The organism is Actinokineospora sp. NBRC 105648, assembly GCF_030269645.1.
Lineage (GTDB): Bacteria > Actinomycetota > Actinomycetes > Mycobacteriales > Pseudonocardiaceae > Actinokineospora.
In genome coordinates this window covers 62,259-80,769 of sequence record NZ_BSTR01000033.1, presented here as the reverse complement: position 1 = coordinate 80,769, position 18,511 = coordinate 62,259, and the positions used below count along the sequence as shown (strand labels likewise).

At 71.3% G+C, this 18,511-nt stretch carries 19 protein-coding genes; 17 read left to right on the top strand and 2 right to left on the bottom strand.

Annotated features, from left to right (window positions below; all coding sequences use genetic code 11):
• Positions 1-32: 32 nt before the first annotated feature.
• The 11 genes from rplS to QSK30_RS25110 all read left to right on the top strand — a co-directional run bounded on the left by rplS (position 33) and on the right by QSK30_RS25110 (position 11,462).
• On the top strand, positions 33-392 hold the full coding sequence (gene rplS / locus QSK30_RS25165) for a 50S ribosomal protein L19 (RefSeq protein ID WP_285506356.1): 360 nt from the start codon (positions 33-35) through the stop codon (positions 390-392).
• A gap of 993 nt (positions 393-1,385) precedes the next feature.
• Positions 1,386-2,318 carry a signal peptidase I gene (gene lepB / locus QSK30_RS25160; protein WP_285506382.1) on the top strand — a complete coding sequence of 311 codons (933 nt, stop codon included), beginning with the start codon at positions 1,386-1,388 and terminating at the stop codon, positions 2,316-2,318.
• Position 2,319: 1 nt separating this feature from the next.
• Complete coding sequence (gene lepB / locus QSK30_RS25155) at positions 2,320-3,207, top strand: signal peptidase I (RefSeq protein WP_285506355.1); 888 nt, start codon at positions 2,320-2,322, stop codon at positions 3,205-3,207.
• Positions 3,208-3,216: 9 nt separating this feature from the next.
• Entirely contained in the window at positions 3,217-4,089 is an 873-nt protein-coding gene (gene lepB / locus QSK30_RS25150) for a signal peptidase I (protein ID WP_285506353.1), read from the top strand.
• Entirely contained in the window at positions 4,086-4,826 is a 741-nt protein-coding gene (locus tag QSK30_RS25145) for a ribonuclease HII (protein WP_285506351.1), read from the top strand. The genes lepB (QSK30_RS25150) and QSK30_RS25145 overlap by 4 nt, the downstream gene beginning before the upstream one ends.
• Positions 4,827-4,864: 38 nt before the next feature.
• Positions 4,865-5,188 (top strand): DUF2469 domain-containing protein, encoded by a 324-nt coding sequence (locus QSK30_RS25140; protein ID WP_075976606.1) that lies wholly within the window; start codon positions 4,865-4,867, stop codon positions 5,186-5,188.
• 154 nt (positions 5,189-5,342) lie between these two features.
• Positions 5,343-5,699: a YraN family protein gene (locus QSK30_RS25135; protein WP_285506348.1), complete on the top strand. Its 357-nt coding sequence runs from the start codon at positions 5,343-5,345 to the stop codon at positions 5,697-5,699.
• On the top strand, positions 5,699-7,228 hold the full coding sequence (locus tag QSK30_RS25130; protein ID WP_285506347.1) for a YifB family Mg chelatase-like AAA ATPase: 1,530 nt from the start codon (positions 5,699-5,701) through the stop codon (positions 7,226-7,228). Before QSK30_RS25135 ends, QSK30_RS25130 begins: the two co-directional genes overlap by 1 nt.
• A 606-nt stretch (positions 7,229-7,834) precedes the next feature.
• Positions 7,835-8,965, top strand: coding sequence for a DNA-processing protein DprA (gene dprA / locus QSK30_RS25125; RefSeq protein WP_285506345.1), 1,131 nt, complete (start codon positions 7,835-7,837; stop codon positions 8,963-8,965).
• A gap of 354 nt (positions 8,966-9,319) precedes the next feature.
• Positions 9,320-10,555, top strand: a complete 1,236-nt coding sequence (locus QSK30_RS37185) for a tyrosine-type recombinase/integrase (RefSeq protein WP_502871885.1) — start codon at positions 9,320-9,322, stop codon at positions 10,553-10,555.
• 70 nt (positions 10,556-10,625) lie between these two features.
• A complete protein-coding gene (locus QSK30_RS25110) occupies positions 10,626-11,462 on the top strand; it encodes a FliA/WhiG family RNA polymerase sigma factor (protein ID WP_285506343.1) in 837 nt (278 codons plus the stop codon).
• Here the strand turns inward: QSK30_RS25110 and QSK30_RS25105 are convergent.
• On the bottom strand, positions 11,440-12,234 hold the full coding sequence (locus QSK30_RS25105) for a M23 family metallopeptidase (RefSeq protein ID WP_285506342.1): 795 nt from the start codon (positions 12,232-12,234) through the stop codon (positions 11,440-11,442). The genes QSK30_RS25110 and QSK30_RS25105 overlap by 23 nt on opposite strands.
• 352 nt (positions 12,235-12,586) lie before the next feature.
• Here QSK30_RS25105 and rpsB point away from each other — a divergent pair, with 352 nt between their 5' ends.
• The 5 genes from rpsB to QSK30_RS25080 all read left to right on the top strand — a co-directional run bounded on the left by rpsB (position 12,587) and on the right by QSK30_RS25080 (position 16,743).
• Positions 12,587-13,498, top strand: a complete 912-nt coding sequence (gene rpsB / locus QSK30_RS25100) for a 30S ribosomal protein S2 (RefSeq protein ID WP_285506341.1) — start codon at positions 12,587-12,589, stop codon at positions 13,496-13,498.
• 82 nt (positions 13,499-13,580) lie between these two features.
• The gene (tsf, locus tag QSK30_RS25095; RefSeq protein ID WP_285506339.1) at positions 13,581-14,396 is read left to right on the top strand and encodes a translation elongation factor Ts; all 816 of its coding nucleotides are present in this window, start codon (positions 13,581-13,583) and stop codon (positions 14,394-14,396) included.
• 84 nt (positions 14,397-14,480) lie between these two features.
• A complete protein-coding gene (gene pyrH, locus QSK30_RS25090) occupies positions 14,481-15,206 on the top strand; it encodes a UMP kinase (protein ID WP_285506338.1) in 726 nt (241 codons plus the stop codon).
• Positions 15,207-15,252: 46 nt separating this feature from the next.
• Positions 15,253-15,810: a ribosome recycling factor gene (gene frr / locus QSK30_RS25085; RefSeq protein WP_285506337.1), complete on the top strand. Its 558-nt coding sequence runs from the start codon at positions 15,253-15,255 to the stop codon at positions 15,808-15,810.
• An 84-nt stretch (positions 15,811-15,894) separates the two neighbouring features.
• Positions 15,895-16,743 carry a phosphatidate cytidylyltransferase gene (locus QSK30_RS25080; protein ID WP_285506380.1) on the top strand — a complete coding sequence of 283 codons (849 nt, stop codon included), beginning with the start codon at positions 15,895-15,897 and terminating at the stop codon, positions 16,741-16,743.
• Positions 16,744-16,754: 11 nt separating this feature from the next.
• Here QSK30_RS25080 and QSK30_RS25075 read toward each other — a convergent pair whose 3' ends face one another.
• Positions 16,755-17,615, bottom strand: coding sequence for a VOC family protein (locus QSK30_RS25075; RefSeq protein WP_285506336.1), 861 nt, complete (start codon positions 17,613-17,615; stop codon positions 16,755-16,757).
• Positions 17,616-17,737: 122 nt separating this feature from the next.
• Here QSK30_RS25075 and QSK30_RS25070 point away from each other — a divergent pair, with 122 nt between their 5' ends.
• Positions 17,738-18,490, top strand: coding sequence for a class I SAM-dependent methyltransferase (locus tag QSK30_RS25070; protein WP_285506335.1), 753 nt, complete (start codon positions 17,738-17,740; stop codon positions 18,488-18,490).
• Positions 18,491-18,511: the final 21 nt, after the last annotated feature.

The window sequence follows — 18,511 nt, the reverse complement described above, 5'->3', positions numbered from 1 at the left end:
ACCACTCTTTCGAAGACGAGGACGGACTACCGATGAACACCCTGGATGCCCTGGACGCCAAGTCGCTGCGTTCCGACATCCCGGCCTTTCGCCCGGGTGACACGCTGAAGGTCCACGTCCGCGTCATCGAGGGCTCGCGCTCGCGCGTCCAGGTGTTCCAGGGCGTCGTGATCCGCCGCCAGGGTGGTGGCATCCGCGAGACCTTCACCGTCCGCAAGGTCTCCTTCGGCGTCGGCGTGGAGCGCACCTTCCCGGTGCACACCCCGAACATCGCCGAGATCGAGGTCGCGCGCCGCGGTGACGTCCGCCGGGCCAAGCTGTACTACCTCCGCGAGCTCCGCGGCAAGGCCGCGAAGATCAAGGAGAAGCGCGAGCCGCAGACCGCTTCCTGACGCGGTCAGCACACCGGCTCACGTACCCTCGACTGCGTGGTCGACCGCCCTCCTCACCGTGTGCCACCGGACGCCGTGGCAGATCCGGAGCACTCCCGTCGGGAGGCGGTCGACCCTGCGCGTGATCCCGCCGAGGTCAAGCACACGGAGCCGATCAGCAAGCGGGTGAACGGCCACCGGACCAACGGGCACCCGGTCAACGGGTCCCGGGTCAACGGCACCCCGCTCAACGGCGTCAGCGGTGTCAACGGCACCAACGGCCAGGTCGCCTACACCGAGCCGATCCGGCGCAAGCCGCTCCCCGAGGTCCCGAGCCTGCCCAAGCTGGCCCCGGTCGACCCGGAGTTCTGGTTCGGCGCCCCGCTGCCGGAGGAGTCGCTGCCGCCTGAGGACTGGGCACCCCCGCAGCGACCCGCGCGAACTCAGCAGGAGCCGTCCGACTGGTTCCCCTCGGCGTCCGCCCGGCAGGGCGAGGACACCTACACCCGACTCGGGATCACCCCGGTTGACGGCCCGGCTGTGGGCGAGTTCACAACGCGCCGCCCCCCGGTCGAGGACGACACCGACCCCACGCTGCCCCCGGTCGCCCAGGGGCCAGTGCGCCAGCCCTCACGCACCGATCTGCCCACCGCCGGGCCGCGGGCAGACGCGCCGTCGCGCACCAACCTCCCGCCGGTACGTCAGCCGTCCCGGACAGACCTGCCCGCAGTGAGGCCGCCGGGGCCGTCAACCTCTCGCAACGACCTGCCTGCGGTAAGGCCACCCGCGTCGCGGACAGACCTGCCCGCGGTACGGCCGCCTGGGCCGTCCACGTCTCGCACGGACCTGCCGCCCGTCGCGCCCCTCAAGCCGCAGGCGTCGCGCACTGACCTGCCGCCCGTGCGCCAGCCGTCGCGCCAAGACCTGCCGACTGTCGGCGCGCCCGCCGACGAGCCCGCTGTTCCCGAGGCCGACCTCACCGCGCTCATCCCCCGGGTGCGCAGTCGCCCCACGGTGGTCGAGCCCCCGGCCGCCCCGGCGCCCGCGCCCGAGGTCACCCCGGAACCGGAACCCGAGCGCGTCGTCCAGGAGCAGGACGAGGACGACCAGGACCGGCCCCGGCACGGCAGGCACCGCAGGCCACCGCGCCGCCAGCCGCTGTGGAAGGAGATCCTGGTCCTGGTCGGGGTCGCCCTGCTGCTGACCTTCCTGATCCAGCACTTCATCGGCCGGGTCTACTCCATCCCGTCCGGGTCGATGGAGCAGACCCTGCACGGCTGTCCCGGCTGCACCGGCGACCGCGTGTTCGTCGACAAGATGGTCTACAACTTCCGCGACCCCGAGCCCGGCGACGTGATCGTCTTCGAGGGGCCGAACACCTGGACCGAGCACGACGTGAAGTCCGAGGACGACAGCTCGGTCTTCACCAAGGGGCTGCGCTACGTCGGCTCGTTCATCGGCATCGCCCCGCCGGACGAGCGCGACTTCGTCAAGCGCGTGATCGCCGTCGGCGGGCAGACCGTCGAGTGCTGCGACGACCAGGGCCGGGTCATGGTCAACGGCAAGCCCCTCGACGAGCCCTACATCTACTGGGAGGGCGGCGGCCCCAACTCGCAGCAGAAGTTCTCGCCCGTTACCGTGCCCGAGGGCACACTGTGGGTGATGGGGGACAACCGCAACAACTCCAGCGACTCGCGCTTCCAGGGCAACGGCGGGGTCCGCGGTGTCGTCCCGCTCGGCAAGGTGATCGGCAAGGCCCGCTACATCGTGCTGCCGCCGTCGCGCTGGCGCGGCGTCGGCGACCACAACCCGCAGGCGGGCCCGGACCTCTCGGCGACGGGCTGGCAGGAGGGGATCCCGGTGGGCATCGGACTCGCCGCGGCCTGGCCGGTGCTGTGGCTGGGCAGGCGGGCCAAGAACGTCCTCAAACCCAGGAAGGCTGACTAGCTTGTCCGACGCAGACGGTGCCGTGCCAGGGGATGGACGCGGTGCCGAGGATCTCGACGCCACCGCACCGGAAGCCACCCGGGACACCAAGAAGGCGAAGAAGAAGCGCCCGTTCTGGGTGGAGCTGCCGATCCTGATCGGGGTCGCGCTGGTGCTGACGATCATCATCCAGTCGTTCATCGCGCGGGTGTTCGTGATCCCGTCGGAGTCGATGGAGCAGACGCTGCACGGGTGCGAGGGGTGCAACGGCGACCGGATCCTGGTCGACCGGGTCGTGTACTACTTCCGCGACCCGGCGCCCGGCGACGTGGTGGTCTTCGAGCGGCCAACCACCTGGGACCAGCACGGCCCGAGCAACCGCTCGGACAACGCGCTGGTGGCCTGGCTGCAGGACTTCGGCGCGCAGTTCGGCCTCGCCGAGCCGAGCGAGGAGGACGTGGTCAAGCGGGTGATCGCCGTCGGCGGGCAGACCGTCGAGTGCTGCGACGACCAGCAACGCGTGCTGGTGGACGGCAAACCGCTCGACGAGCCCTACATCAACCACCTGTTCCCCAACGACGAGCAGCGCAAGTTCGACAAGATCACCGTGCCGCCCGGGATGCTCTGGGTCATGGGCGACAACCGCAACGCCTCCGCGGACTCGCGGGTGCAGGGCGGCGGTGGTGTCAACGGCTTCGTCCCGGTGGACAACGTGATCGGCAAGGCCCGGACGATCATCCTGCCGCCGTCGCGGTGGCAGGGGATCGGCGACCACAACCCGCAGGCGCTCTCCGCCCCGGTCTGGCAGGCCGGGATCCCGGTGGGCGTCGGGGTCGCGGCGGCGTGGCCGGTGCTGTGGCTGGGCAGGCGGCTGCGCGGCGCGGTCGGTGGCCGCGGGCGCTCGGAGTAGGCTGCGCCGGTGTCCGACGGTCCAGCCGCCCCCGATGAGCAGGGCCAGCCCGACGGGCGTGAACCCCGGAAGAAGAAGCGGCCGTTCTGGGTCGAGGTCCCGATCCTGATCGTCGTCGCGCTGGTGCTGACCTTCCTGATCCAGACGTTCTTCGCGCGGGTGTTCGTGATCCCGTCGGAGTCGATGGAGCAGACCCTGCACGGCTGCCCCGGGTGCTATGGCGACCGGATCGTGGTCGACAAGCTGGTCTACACCTTCGGCGAGCCGGAGCCGGGCGAGGTCGTGGTGTTCCACCGACCGGCCACCTGGAACCGCGCGGAGTTCACCTCCTCCCGGTCGGACAACCAGTTCGTGCGGTGGCTGCAAGGGGTCGGTGCGCAGTTCGGCCTCGCCGCGCCGGACGAGGACGACGTCGTCAAGCGGGTCATCGCCGTCGGCGGGCAGACCGTCCGCTGCTGCGACGACCAGAACCGGGTGCTGGTCGACGGGAAACCGCTCGACGAGCCCTACGTGCACTACCCGGCCCAGACCGACCAGCAGCAGGGCGAGTTCGACGAGGTCACCGTCCCCCAGGGGTCGCTGTTCGTGCTGGGGGACAACCGCAACAACTCCAACGACTCCCGAACCCAGGGCGGCGGTGGCCAGAACGGTCTGGTGCCGGTGGACAACGTGATCGGCAAGGCCAGGGTGGTCATCCTGCCGTTCTCCCGGTGGCAGGGGATCGGCGACCACGACCCGCAGGCGCTCTCGGCCCCGGCGTGGCAGCAGGGCATCCCGCTGGGGGTCGGGCTGGCGGCGGCGTGGCCCGCGCTCTGGCTGGGCAGGCGGGCGCGTTCGCTCGTCGGCGGCAGGGACGTCAGCGACCGGAGGGGGAAGGCGTGAGCGTGGAAGCGCTGCGACCGCCGCGCGCGGTCGTGCGCCGGGACACCGGCAACTGGAGCCTGCAGACCGCGCTGCACCGGCGCGGCCTCGGTCCGGTGGCCGGGGTCGACGAGGCTGGCCGCGGTGCCTGCGCCGGTCCGCTGGTGATCGCCTCGTGCGTGCTGCGCCCCGGCGACGCGAACCGGCTCGACGGCCTCACCGACTCCAAGCTGATGACCGCGGCGGCCCGCGACCGGATGTACGACCTGGTCGTGGACCGCGCGCTCGACCACGCCGTCGTGGTCGTGCCCACCGCCGAGGTCGACCTGATGGGCGTGCACGTGGCCAACATCGAGGGCATGCGCCGCGCGGTGGCCCGGCTGGCCACGCACCCGGGGTACGTGCTCGTCGACGGGTTCCGGGTGCCCGGGCTGACCGCGCCGAGCATGCCGGTCCTCAAGGGCGACCAGGTGGCGGCCTGCGTGGCGGCGGCCTCGGTGCTGGCCAAGGTCACCCGCGACCGGATCATGGCCGAGCTGCACGAGTCGTTGCCGCGCTACCGCTTCGACGTGCACAAGGGGTACTGCACCGGCCTACACACCCGCGCGTTGAGCGAGCACGGCCCGAGCCACGAGCACCGCTGGTCCTACGCCAACGTCACCGCCGCCGGGCTCGCGCACGGGCTGCGCGCGCCACACCGGGTGGCGCTGAGTGTGGCCGCGGCGGCTGTGGTCCAGAATGGTGGACCCCCGCAGTAGCGGGCGGTACAGGTCACGACCAGGAGGGCGCGCGGCTGATGAGCGCGGAGGATCTCGAGAAGTACGAGACCGAGATGGAGCTGCAGCTCTACCGGGAGTACCGCGACATCGTGGGGCAGTTCGCCTACGTGGTGGAGACCGAGCGGCGGTTCTACCTGGCCAACGGTGTCGACGTGCAGGTGCGCGACGCCGATGGCGAGGTCTACTTCGAGGTGCGGATGTCCGACGCCTGGGTGTGGGACATGTACCGGCCCGCCCGGTTCGTCAAGAACGTCCGGGTGATCACGTTCAAGGACGTCAACGTCGAGGAGCTCGACAAGCCGGACCTGCGGCTGCCCGAGGACGGTCCCTTCGGCGGTTAGCGACTCGGGCCCGCGCTGACCGCCGCGGGCCCGAGTTGTCCACAATCGGCTCAACGGTCCACCGTTTCGTGGGCCATCTGGTCCAGCCACCCGCCACCCGGCACCTTGGGAATCAGCCACGGCACACCGCCGTGCCGACCCGAGGGGAACAGCCATGGCGGCACACCTGCGCCTGGGCCGACGCGGCGAGGACATCGCCGCGCGGCACCTGGAACGCACCGGTCTCGTGGTGCTCGACCGCAACTGGCGGTGCGAGCTGGGCGAGCTCGACCTGGTCTGCGCCGAGCGCGCGGACCTGGTCTTCTGCGAGGTCAAGACCCGCACCGGCACCGACTTCGGCAGCCCGGCCGAGGCGGTCACCGACGACAAGGCGCGCCGGATCCGGCGCCTGGCCGGTCGCTGGCGGCTCGACCACGGGATCGGCCACCGCGCCGTCCGGTTCGACATCGTCTCGGTCCTGCTGCCCGAGGACGCCGAGCCCACCGTCCGGCACCTGCGCGGGGCGTTCTGATGGTCCTCGCCCGCGCCTGGTCGGTCGCCCTGTTCGGCGTCGACGGCATCCCGGTGGAGATCGAGGCCGACATCGGCGGCGGCAAGCCCAAGACGCAGATCGTCGGCCTGCCCGACGCGGCCCTCAACGAGGCCAAGGACCGCGTGCGCGCCGCGGTGCGCAACAGCGGGCTGGCCTGGCCCGACCAGTTGGTCACCTTCGCGCTGTCCCCGGCGGCCCTGCCCAAGGGCGGCTCCGGCTACGACCTCGCCCTCGCGGTCTCGGTCCTGGTCGCCGACGGCAAGGTGCCGCCCGAGGTCTTCGCCGACACGGTGCTGCTGGGCGAACTCGCCCTCGACGGCAGACTCCGCACCGTCAAGGGCGTGCTGCCCTGCCTCTTGGCCGCCCGCCGCGCGGGTCTGCGGCGCGCCGTCGTGCCCGAACGCGCCTTGGCCGAGGCAGCGCTGGTGGGCGGCATGGAGGTCCTGGGCGCGGCGACCCTGTCCCACGTGCTGTCCTGGGCCCGCGGCGAGGAAGACACCCTGATCACCCCCGAGCCCGCCGAACCGGCGGAGCCGACCGGCCAACCGGACCTGCTCGACGTCGTCGGTCAACCCGAGGCCCGCTGGGCCCTGGAGGTCGCCGCCGCGGGAGCGCACCACGTCCTGATGATCGGCCCACCGGGCACCGGGAAGACCATGCTGGCCAAACGACTTCCCGGCTTGCTCCCGCTGTTGTCCCCCGAACAGGCCCTCGAGGTCACCGCCATCCACTCGGTGGCCGGTGACCTGGCCCCCGACTCCCCACTGGTAACCGCACCGCCGTTCATCGCGCCGCACCACACCACCTCGGTCGCGGCCCTGGTGGGCGGGGGAGTCGGCATGGCCAAACCCGGCGCCATCAGCAAGGCCCACCGCGGCGTCCTCATGCTGGACGAGGCCGCCGAGTTCGCCGCCAACCGCCTGGAGGCCCTGCGCACGGCGTTGGAGGAGGGCGAGATCCGCCTCGCCCGCCGCGACGGCGTCGTCGCCTACCCAGCGCGCTTCCAGTTGGTGCTCGCGTCCAACGCCTGCCCGTGCGCCCCACCCCGCGACGCCGACTGCGTGTGCGCCCCACAGGCCCGCCGCCGCTACCTGTCCCGACTCTCCGGCCCACTCCTGGACCGCGTCGACATCCACATCCGCATGCGCCCGATCACCGCCATGTCCCTCGCGAGCGAAGTGCCCCCGGAGGACACCGCCACCGTCCGCGCCCGCGTCGCCGAGGCCCGAGCCCGCGCCGCCCACCGCTGGTCACCCCACGGCTGGCACACCAACGGCGAGGCCCCCGGCCCCGTCCTCCGCCGCGACTTCGCCCTCCCCCGCACCACCACCGCCCTCCTGGACCGAGCCCTCACCACCGGCACCATGACCGCCCGCGGCGCCGACCGCTGCCTCCGCGTCGCCTGGACCCTCGCCGACCTCGCCGCCGCCGCGCACCCAACCCCCGACCACGTCGCCACCGCCCTCACCTTCCGCGACTACCGCCCCCGCCGTTCCATCCCGCCCTGACCCCCCCATCCCGGTCTTGGGCCGTCCGCGTCTCCGCGTCTGACTCTTCTTCCGTGCGCCCTCATCCATGACTCCCGCTCCCAACTCCGCACCCATTGCCCGTGCCCTCCCGGCATCCCGACACCACCTGTCTCCGCGTTCGCCCGCTTCTCCTTACTCAGCAACCCTCCACCACACTCGCGCTCTGGTTCGCCTTCCCTAGCCCAATTCCCGCCACACCGGCGATCGTCCTTCTCCGCCGCCCGGGTACCGCTCCGTCAGGCTCGCCCCAGCAACTCCCGACCGGCGCACTGCTCATCCGCTTACCTGCCTTGTTTCTCCCTGCCATCCCATTTCTCCCTGTCATCGCAACTGGTCCGGCTAGTCCGTCGACCTCTGCGCCACATCTCCATTCACTTGCCCCTCGGTCAATCCGACCGTCACCGCCGCCTGTTTGCCGCAACACGAAGGAGTTCCGTTGATGTCCCACGCCGCGCAGAGTTCCGCAGCATCCCCCGACCAGCCCTCGACCAGCCCGCAGGCCGATTCCCGTTGTAGAACAGGAAAACGAGCGGGCCCGCCATCGGTCCCGCCGATCCGTCCACCGAACGCGCCGCGGGATCGGCGATGAGCGCCGACGAGGTCCGGTTGGCCCGGGCCTACCTGCTCCGCGTGGCCGAGCCGCCCGCGCCCGCGTTGTTCGCGTTCGTCGAGCGGGCGGGCCCGGTAGTGGCGGCCGCCCGGGTTCGTGCCGGCGATGTGCCCGCGGCCGTGCGCGACGAGACCTCGGCTCGCTGCGAGCACGACCTGGCGGAAGGTGACCTCGCCCGGGCCGACGCCGTCGGTGCTCGGCTCGTGGTGCCGGAGGACCCGGAGTGGCCGGGCTGGCCGCTCCTCTGCCTGGCCAACGCCTCTGGCCGTGGCCTGCGGTGGGCCACACCGCCGCTCGCGCTCTGGGTACGTGGTTCGGCGTCGCTGGACGACGTCCTCACGCGATCAGTCGCCGTAGTCGGTGCACGGTCCGCCACGTCCTACGGCGAGCACGTCGCCACCGAGTTCGGCTACGGGTTGGCCGAGCAGTCGTTCACCGTGGTCTCCGGTGCCGCCCACGGCATCGACGGCGCGGCACACCGCGGCGCCTTGGCGGCCGGGGGCAACACCATCGCCGTCATGGCGTGCGGAGTCGATGTCCCCTACCCGGCATCGCACTCGGCCCTGCTGGCGCGGATCGCGAGGGACGGCGCGATCGTCAGTGAGTACCCGCCGAGCGCCACCCCCGCCAAGTACCGGTTCCTGGTGAGGAACCGCCTGATCGCCGCGATGGGAGCAGGCACCGTCGTGGTCGAAGCCGGTGTCCGCAGCGGTGCCCGCAACACGGCCGCGTCGGCCGCCGCCCTCGGCAAGGTCGTGCTGGCGGTGCCGGGTCCGGTGGAGTCCGCCATGTCCAGGGGCTGCCACGAACTCCTGCGCACCGGCGCCGCCACCCTCGTCTCCACCGTGCCGGAGGTCTTGGAGGCCGTCGGCCAAGTCGGCGACCTGGCTCCCACCACCACCAGCCCCAAGCGCCCCACTGACGGTCTGGGCGACCAGGCCATCCGCGTCCACGACGCCCTGAGCGTGCGGACGGCCCGCGGTCCCGACCAGATCGCCACCGAGTCCGGCGTCCCGTTGGACCGGGTCCGCGCCCTGCTCCCAGAACTGGAGTTGACCGGCCTGGCCCACCACACGGAGGAAGGATGGCGGCGGCCTCGCACTTGATGGAACCCGGACCAGCCCGTGACGGACGGCTTGCCGCCACGCTGCTCGCACATGACCGATCGCGACGGGGTCGTCGTGGACGGACGGCATCGGAGCCGAGGCCATCGGCGTCATGAGCCAGGGCGAACTGCACCCGCTGACGCTGGCTCTGTTCCTGCTCAGACCGACCACACCCGCCGCACCCAGGCGCCAGTCTCCGGTCGCCAACCGGTGCCGTGAGATCAAGTCGTCGCCCCGCTCCGGTCGCCCGGCGTGGTGCCGGGCGGAGCGCTCAGGGTCGAAGATCGTCGTCCGTGGTCATTTCGGGCGTGGCGATGCTTGACCGGGAGCGCCGCGTGGCCCAGCGTGGCGGAGGTGTCGCATGCCTCCGCACGAACCCGCCGCGGTGGGCTTCGACGTGTTCGCGAAGCCCTGCCCGACCACGTTCAACTGGTGCTGGCCGAATACGAACGCCACCTCGCCCTCGAACGTGGTCTGTCCGAGCACACCGTGCGTGGATATCTGGGTGACGCCGTGTCCCTGCTCGCGCACCTCACCGGGATTCCCGGGGCGATCGGCGGGGCACCACCCACACCTTCGGGTGAACCTGATCGGGGGAGCGGTGGAACCACTGCGGTCGTTGACGGGCACCCACGGGTCGGGGCAGCCGAGTCCCGGATCGGATCTGGAGCGGCACGACCGGACGCGCCGGAAGAGCCAGCCGCGGTCAGCCCAGGTGTAGACCCAGCGGCGGCCGATCAGCAAGACAGCCGTGTCGGACGAGATTCGCGTGCTGGTGTCGGCGGCGATCAAGACGTGTTCCGAGCCGGCCAATTGGACGGTGTGGGGCTCGACCTGGCCGCGATGCGGGCCTGGTTGGCGGCGCAGTTGGCGGCCGGTGCGGGGCGGGCGTCACTGTCCCGGCGGGCCGCCGCGGCTCGCGCATTCACCGCCTGGGCACACCGCCGGGGGCACCTCGGGGCGGACGTGGGGACCCGGTTGGTGGCCCCGCGGCGGCATCGGGTGCTGCCCTCGGTATTGCGGCAGGACCAGGCAGCGGAGGTGATGTCGGCCTCCCAGGCGGGGGCGCGCGAGCAAGATCCCATCGCGTTGCGTGATCACCTCATCGTCGAGCTGCTCTACGCGACCGGGGTGCGGGTCTCGGAGCTGTGCGGACTCGACGTCGACGACGTCGACCGGCACAGCAACCTCGTGCGCGTCCTGGGCAAGGGCGGCAAGGAACGCACCGTCCCGTTCGGCGCGCCCGCGGCGCGCGCGGTCGAGGTGTGGTTGCGCCAGGGCCGTCCGTCACTTGTCCAGCCGGATTCCCCGCCGGCACTGTTGCTGGGAGCTCGTGGCGGAAGGCTCCACAGCACTGCCGTACGGCGTATCGTGCATTCGGCGGTGGTCGCCGTTCCCGGGACTCCGGACCTGGGGCCGCACGGCCTTCGTCACTCAGCGGCGACACACCTGCTCGAAGGAGGTGCGGACCTTCGTAGCGTCCAGGAGTTACTTGGTCACGCTACGCTCGCAACTACGCAGCTCTACACACACGTGACCGTCGAACGGCTGAAGGCGATCCATGACCGAACCCACCCCCGTTCCCGATGACACCGGGGACGGTTCTCGGGCACCGGCGGAGCCGTCCCAGGCATCCGCGCCGGGAGGTCCGGCGAACCAGGTGAATGGCCACGCCGCCCCCTATGGCGAGGGCCAGACGTCCGGCGTGCTGCCCGGTGACCATCGCACCGCCGACGACGTCGAGGCGGGCATCGTCGCGCTCTGGCGAAGATTCGGCCAGCAGCGCGCCCAGGTGCTCCGCGACCGCCTCGTCCTGCACTACGCGCCGCTGGTCAAGTACGTGGCGGGTCGGGTCGGCACCGGCCTGCCCGCGCACGTCGACGTGTCCGACCTGATCCAGTCGGGCATCTTCGGCCTGGTCGACGCCATCGAGAAGTTCGAACCCGAGCGCGGGCTCAAGTTCGAGACCTACGCCATGCAGCGCATCCGCGGCGCCATCCTCGACGACCTGCGCGCCCAGGACTGGGTGCCGCGCACCGTGCGCGGCCGGGCCCGCGAGGTCGAGCGCGGCATCGAGCGGCTCGGCGCGAAGCTGCAACGCACCCCGAACGACGCCGAGCTGGCGGGCGAGCTCGGCCTGACCGTCACCGAGCTGCGCGACGTCTACGCCCAGCTGCAGCTGACCAGCGTCGTCGCCCTCGACGAGCTCGCCGCCGCCGGACGCGGTGTGACCTCGCTGGCCGACGTGCTCGAGGACGAGACCGCCGAGGACCCGGTGGCGCTGCTGGTCGACCAGGACAACCGCCGCCAACTCGCCGAGGCCATCGGCCTGCTGGTCGAGCGCGACCGCGTGGTCGTCACCCTCTACTACTTCGAGAACCTCACTCTCGCGGAGATCGGCCGCGTCCTCGGCGTGACCGAGTCGCGGGTGTGCCAACTGCACACGCGCGCCGTGCTGCGGCTGCGCGCCAAGCTCATGGAGACCGCCGACGCCTGATCGGCGGAGACCGCCCAGTGGGCCGGCGCCCAGTGACGGGAACTCGGGTGGCGAAGTGGGGCCACTGGAATCGGCGGGGATCTTCAACCAGGGTCTGGGATTGGTGGTCGGAACGCGCATCGGCACGGGACGGCGTGTGGAGTGCGGGCAGGAGCCGTACGCGCACGGCTCGTAGCAGGACCAAGGGGTCCAGGTACTCGTGATCGCGGCGGAGCCCCCAGTGCAGGCAGGCGGGGGCGGCTGGGCAACCCTTGTGCCCCGCCGCCAAGACGCCGATCTGGTCGCCGCGACGTACCGGTCGCCCAGCGGGGACTGAGGGCACCAGCGGTTCGTAGGTGGTCCGCAGCGCTGGGCTGTGCGCCACCGACACGACCGCTCGGTCCACGACTTGGCCCGCGAACGCCACGACGCCGTCGGCCGCCGCGTAGACGGGTTCACCCGGTGTGCCTGGGATGTCCACACCGCGGTGGCCCGGACCGTACGGGGTCAGGGGAGCCTCGAACGGGCGCGCCACTGGACGGGGCGGTGCCACCGGCCAGGAGAACGGAGCCGCAGGGGCGGTGAGCGGCGGGGCCGATGGCGGCCCTGAGGTGCGCAGGTGGATGGGGGAATGCTGGACGGGGGACCGTGGCGAGACACCGGACGGGGGAAGCCGTGCCGCGGTTGCGGTTGAGAGGGCTGCGTGGGTGGTGCTGGCGAGGAGCAGGAGCGCGATCACCACGGGCGTGACCCGGAGGCGCGTGGCGTGGTGTCTGTGCTGGTCAACGGGCATGTGTTGAGCGTGCCCACGGGCTTGGGTGACCGCCAGGGGATCGCCGGGACTGTGGATGGATCAGGTCGTTGTTGACAACTGCCACTCCGATTCGGGCCCGGCGGCCACCCGGGCGTACACTTTCCCCGCGTCCTGTGGGCTCCACGGGGCGACTTCGCGTGCCAGTGCGCGTCCGTGGTCATCGACCGCGGCCACCGACGCCCGGCGGTCTCGATGGTGTGGAGGTACACCAACGGGTCCGGTCGTCTGCACGGCACCAGGGCGGCGGACCTCCGGTCCGCGGCGACAACCGGTACCGCGTGCCAGGCCTGAACCGCCCGGCGCGCCCGAACGAAGAGGTGCGAACCCGGCCATGGCCGTCGTCACCATGAAGCAGCTGTTGGACTCCGGCGTGCACTTCGGGCACCAGACCCGCCGCTGGAACCCGAAGATGAAGCGCTACATCCTCACCGACCGCAACGGTATCTACATCATCGACCTGCGGCAGACGCTGACCTACATCGACAGCGCGTACGAGTTCGTCAAGGAGACCGTCGCGCACGGTGGGTCGATCCTGTTCGTCGGCACGAAGAAGCAGGCGCAGGAGGCCATCGCCAACGAGGCGCTGCGCGTCGGCATGCCCTTCGTGAACCAGCGGTGGCTCGGTGGCATGCTCACCAACTTCTCCACGGTCCACAAGCGCCTGCAGCGACTCAAGGAACTCGAGTCGATGGAGCAGACCGGTGGCTTCCAGGGTCTCACCAAGAAGGAGATCCTCATGCTCACCCGGGAGAAGGACAAGCTCGACCGCACCCTCGGCGGTATCCGCGACATGGCGAAGGTCCCCTCCGCCATCTGGATCGTGGACACCAAGAAGGAGCACATCGCCGTCGGCGAGGCGCGCAAGCTCAACATCCCGATCGTGGCGATCCTGGACACCAACTGCGACCCGGACGAGGTCGACTACCCGATCCCGGGCAACGACGACGCGATCCGCTCCGCCGCGCTGCTGACCAAGGTGGTGGCCGAGGCCGCCGCCGCCGGTCTGATCGCGCGCTCCGGCGCGCGCAACGGTTCGGACAAGCCCGAGCCGGGCGCGGTGAACGAGCCGCTGGCCGAGTGGGAGCAGGAGCTGCTGGTCGGCGCCGAGACCGCCGCCGCCGACGGCGCGCAGGCCGCCGCCGCGGTCGAGACCGCCACCGCCACCGAGGCCGCCCCGGCGACCGAGGCCGCCCCGGCGACCGAGGCCGCCCCCGCGACCGAGACCCCGGCCGCCGAAGCCTGATCTGACACCGGTGGGCGCCGTCCCAGGCGCCCACCGGGATCACCACCAACGCGCGTACCCGAAGAAGGACGGAAAACGCACGATGTCGAACTTCACCGCGGCCGACGTCAAGAGGCTCCGGGACTTGACCGGCGCAGGCATGATGGACTGCAAGAAGGCGCTGACCGAGACCGACGGCGACTACGACAAGGCCGTCGAGATCCTGCGCATCAAGGGCGCCAAGGACGTGGGCAAGCGCGCCGAGCGCGCCACCGCGCAGGGCCTGGTGGCCGCTGACGGCGGCGTCCTGGTCGAGCTCAACTGCGAGACGGACTTCGTCGCCAAGAACGACGAGTTCCAGCAGCTGGCCAACAAGATCGTCGAGGCCGCCAAGACCTCCGGCGCGGCCGACCTGGACGCGCTCAAGGTCGCCTCGCTCGACGGTGGCACCGTCGACGACGCCGTGCAGGCGCTCTCGGCCAAGATCGGCGAGAAGCTGGAACTGCGCCGGGTGGTCAACTTCACCGGCACGGTCAGCACCTACCTGCACCGCCGCTCCTCCGACCTGCCGCCGGCCGTCGGCGTGCTGGTCGAGTACACCGGCGGTGGCGACGACGTCGCCAAGCAGACCGCGCAGCAGATCGCCGCGATGAAGCCGCGCTACGTCACCCGTGACCAGGTGCCCGCCGACATCGTGGCCAACGAGCAGCGCATCGCCGAGGAGACCGCCCGCGAGGAGGGCAAGCCGGAGGCCGCGCTCGCGCGCATCGCCGAGGGCCGGGTCAACGGCTTCTACAAGGACGTCGTCCTGCTGGAGCAGTCCTCGGTGTTCGACTCGAAGAAGACGGTCAAGGCCGTGCTCGACGAGGCCGGGGTCACCGTGACCCGGTTCGCCCGGTTCGAGGTCGGCCAGTCCTGACCCGCAGGCCGCGACACAGTGTTTAGGGTTATGCCCCGCCCCCGGTTCCCCGAGGGCGGGGCATAGTCACGAGGAGGGGTCTACGTGACTCAGAACGGCAGTTTCCGCCGCGTGCTGCTCAAGCTCGGCGGCGAGATGTTCGGCGGCGGCCGGATCGGCGTCGACCCCGACGTGGTCCTCACCGTGGCCCGCCAGGTCGCCGACGTGGTCCGCAGTGGTGTGCAGACCTCGATCGTGATCGGTGGCGGCAACTTCTTCCGCGGCGCGGAGCTGAGCCAGCGCGGGATGGATCGGGACCGGGCCGACTACATGGCCATGCTCGGCACCGTGATGAACTGCCTCGCCCTCCAGGACTTCCTGGAGAAGGAGGGCATCGACACGCGCGTGCAGACCGCGATCACCATGGGCCAGGTCGCCGAGCCCTACATCCCGCGCCGGGCCGAGCGCCACCTGGAGAAGGGCCGCGTGGTCATCTTCGGCTGCGGCGTCGGCATGCCCTACTTCTCCACCGACACCGCGGCCGCGCAGCGCGCGCTGGAGATCGGCTGCGACGTCGTGCTGATGGCCAAGGCCGTGGACGGGGTCTACGACGCCGACCCGCGGATCGACCCGGACGCGAAGATGTTCACCGACATCACCCACCGCGAGGTGCTCGAGCGCGACCTCAAGGTCGCCGACGCGACCGCGTTCAGCCTCTGCATGGACAACAACATGCCGATCATCGTGTTCAACCTCCTGACGGAGGGGAACATCGCCCGCGCGGTGCGTGGTGAGAGGATCGGCACGCTGGTGAGTACGCCCACCGCTTGACCTGGCGGCGCCAGGTTCGCCGGGCGATGGACAACAAGGAGCACCCTTGATCGACGAGACACTCCTCGACGCCGAGGAGAAGATGGAGAAGGCGGTGTCGGTGGCCAAGGACGACCTGGCCGCCATCCGCACCGGACGGGCCACGCCCTCCATGTTCGCCCGGATCCATGTCGAGTACTACGGGGCCGTGACACCGCTCAACCAGTTGGCCAGCGTCGCGATCCCCGAGGCGCGGATGGCGGTCGTCAAGCCCTACGACGCCAGCTCGCTCAACAGCATCGAGAAGGCCATCCGCGAGTCCGACCTCGGGGTGAACCCGACGAACGACGGCTCGATCATCCGCATCCTCATCCCGCAGCTGTCCGAGGAGCGGCGCAAGGAGATGGTGAAGGTCGCCAAGACCAAGGGCGAGGACGCCAAGATCTCCATCCGCAGCGTGCGCCGCAAGGCCAAGGAGGAGCTCGACCGCCTGGTCAAGGACGGCGAGTCCGGTGAGGACGACGTCACCCGGGCGGAGAAGGAGCTGCAGAACCTGACCGACAAGTACGTCGCCCAGGTCGAGGAGCTGGTCAAGCACAAGGAAGCCGAGCTGCTCGAGGTCTGACCTCGGCAGCACACGAACGCACGAGGACGCACGGTGGCCGGGCCCGTTGGGGAGCTGGAGCATGAACCTGTCGGTGACCCGCCGGTGAGCGTCGAGGACGCGGACCCGCCGGCGGCCAAGACCTCGCGCGCCGGGCGCGACCTGCCCGCCGCGATCGGGGTGGGCGTCGGGCTCGGCGCGGTGATCCTGGTGTCGCTGCTGACCGTGCGGCACGCCTTCATCGGGGTGGTCGCGATCGCGATCGCGGTGGCCACCTGGGAGTTGGCGGGCGCGCTCAAGCGCGGCGCGGACATCGACGTGGCCCGCTGGCCGGTGCTGGCGGGTGGGCAGGCGATGGTGTGGCTGTCCTGGCCGTTCGGCCGCGACGGCGTGCTGGCCGCGTTCGTGGTCACGATCCTGGCCTGCCTGCTGTGGCGGCTGCGCGGTGGCGTCGCGGGCTACCTGCGCGATGTCACCGCGACGGTGTTCACCGCGGCCTACGTGCCGCTGTTCGCCTCGTTCGCCGCGATGCTCGTGCTGCCCGCGGACGGCACCTACCGGGTGCTCTGCTTCCTGATCCTGGTCGTCAGCTCGGACACCGGCGGCTACATCGCCGGTGTCCTGTTCGGCAAGCACCCGATGGCACCGACGATCAGCCCGAAGAAGTCCTGGGAGGGCTTCTCCGGCTCGCTGGTCGCCGGTGTCGTCGCGGGCGGTCTGACGGTCACGCTCATGCTCGGCGGTCAGTGGTGGCAGGGCGTACTGTTCGGCGCGGCCCTGGTCGCCACCGCCACCCTGGGCGACCTGGTCGAGTCGGTGATCAAGCGCGACCTGGGGATCAAGGACATGGGCACGCTGCTGCCCGGCCACGGCGGCCTGATGGACCGGATGGACTCGCTGCTGCCGTCCGCGGTGGTGTCCTGGCTGCTGCTGCGGCTGTTCATCCCGGCTTAGACCGGTCGCGGCTAGTCGTCGTACGGGTCGTCGACCTCGGCGCCGATCTCCTCCTCCGGGATCACGGTGAGCGCCAGCGACCGGTCCAGCACGGTGAACACCGCGCCGGTCACGTCCTCCAGCACGGCCGCCCGGCCGAAGGGGGAGTCGAACGGCGCGACGGTGATCCGGCCGCCGAGGCGGACCGCGACCGCGGCGGTGGCGTCGGTGCCGATCTCGGGGGAGACCTCGAAGAAGACCATCCAGTGCGGGGCCTGGTCGTCGGGGAACTCCGGGCCCATCCGCAGCCTGCCGAGCAGCTCGTCGCCGTGCAGGCTCCAGCTGGTGTAGTCGAAGTTCTCGCCGTCGCCGACCTGGGTCTGCTCGAAGCCGAAGAGCGCGCGGTAGAACTCGTCGGCCGCCGCGCCGTCCCAGGTGTTCAGCTCGGCCCAGGTGAACGCGCCGGGGAAGCCGGTGCCCAGGTCCCAGCCGCGGTCCTGGCGCCAGAACCCGATCGGGCCGCCGCTGGGGTCGGCGGCGATCAGCAGGCCGCCCTGGCCGGGGATCTCGCGCGGCGCGGTGAGCACCTGACCGCCGAGCTGGAGCACGCGCTCGGTGGTGTTGCCGGTGTCGTGGACGGTCAGGTAGAGCGTCCACAGGCTCGGCTGGCCGCCCTGCGGGGTGTAGAGCCCGGCGACGGCCACGTCGTCGACCCCGTCGACGTAGGCCATCACGTAGCCGTCCTCGCCCACCCGGTAGGTCCAGCCGAACAGACCCTGGTAGAAGGCCCGGCTCGCGTCGGGGTCGTGGGTGGCTACCTCGACCCAGCACGGTCTGCCCGGGGTCCCCTCGGGGATGTCCTCCACGGCGCTGATGGCATCCGACGGGTGCATGGCGACCTCCTCGCTGCGGACATTAACCCGATCGAGTGGCAAGGTCAGCCGCCGGCGGTGGGTGATCTTCTCCGCGTTTGAGTCGCCGACGTGCTGGGGACGAGCTGTGCTTTCCTTGGGTCATGGGACTGGTTTCACGCGCGCGCGAGCGGCTGAGCACGTCGCTGCGGGCGGCTCAGGTGTTGCCCAGCCCCAACATCTGGCACTGGCCGCAGGTCTACGAGGCGGAGAACCACGCCCAGGACGTCGACGGCGCGGTGTGGCGGCTCGTGGCCGGTTTGTGCGACTGGACCGGGGATGTCGTCGACATCGGGTGCGGCGACGGCTTCCACCTGCCGCGCTTCGCCGAGCGGGCGTCGTCGGTGCTCGGCGTCGAGCCGCACCCGCCGCTGGTGGAGCGCGCCCGTACCCGGGTGGCCGGGCTGGCGGGGGTGGCGGCCGTCCTCGGGTCCGCGCAGGCGTTGCCGGTGCCGGACGCGAGCTTCGACGTGGCGCACGCTCGAACGGCCTACTTCTTCGGCCCCGGCTGCGAACCGGGTCTGCGCGAGGCGGACCGGGTGCTGCGCCCCGGCGGCGCCCTGGTGATCGTCGACCTGGACGCGGCGCGCCCGCCGTACGGCCAGTGGATGCGGGCCGACCTGCCCTCCTACGACGCGGTCGAGGTCGACCGGTTCTTCGAGATCGAGGGGTTCGAGCGGCACCGGGTGCCGACGGTGTGGCGGTTCGCCGACCGGGCCACGCTGGAAGCCGTGCTGCGCATCGAGTTCTCCGCGCCGGTCGCCGATCGGGCGATCGCGAGCGTGCCCGGCCTGGAGTTCCCGGTGGGCTACCGGGTGCTCGTCCGGCACAAGCCGAGCCGCCTGATCGTGCGCTGACTGGGAAAAAGATCAGGCCCC

What these genes read in the sequence shown, in the direction of transcription:
- QSK30_RS25070 (WP_285506335.1), top strand. Translation starts at nt 17,738, where the DNA reads ATGGGACTGGTTTCACGCGCGCGCGAGCGGCTGAGCACGTCGCTGCGG.
- QSK30_RS25075 (WP_285506336.1), bottom strand. Translation starts at nt 17,615, where the DNA reads ATGCACCCGTCGGATGCCATCAGCGCCGTGGAGGACATCCCCGAGGGG.
- QSK30_RS25105 (WP_285506342.1), bottom strand. Translation starts at nt 12,234, where the DNA reads ATGCCCGTTGACCAGCACAGACACCACGCCACGCGCCTCCGGGTCACG.
- QSK30_RS25135 (WP_285506348.1), top strand. Translation starts at nt 5,343, where the DNA reads ATGGCGGCACACCTGCGCCTGGGCCGACGCGGCGAGGACATCGCCGCG.
- QSK30_RS25130 (WP_285506347.1), top strand. Translation starts at nt 5,699, where the DNA reads ATGGTCCTCGCCCGCGCCTGGTCGGTCGCCCTGTTCGGCGTCGACGGC.
- QSK30_RS25140 (WP_075976606.1), top strand. Translation starts at nt 4,865, where the DNA reads ATGAGCGCGGAGGATCTCGAGAAGTACGAGACCGAGATGGAGCTGCAG.
- rplS (WP_285506356.1), top strand. Translation starts at nt 33, where the DNA reads ATGAACACCCTGGATGCCCTGGACGCCAAGTCGCTGCGTTCCGACATC.
- dprA (WP_285506345.1), top strand. Translation starts at nt 7,835, where the DNA reads ATGAGCGCCGACGAGGTCCGGTTGGCCCGGGCCTACCTGCTCCGCGTG.
- tsf (WP_285506339.1), top strand. Translation starts at nt 13,581, where the DNA reads ATGTCGAACTTCACCGCGGCCGACGTCAAGAGGCTCCGGGACTTGACC.
- rpsB (WP_285506341.1), top strand. Translation starts at nt 12,587, where the DNA reads ATGGCCGTCGTCACCATGAAGCAGCTGTTGGACTCCGGCGTGCACTTC.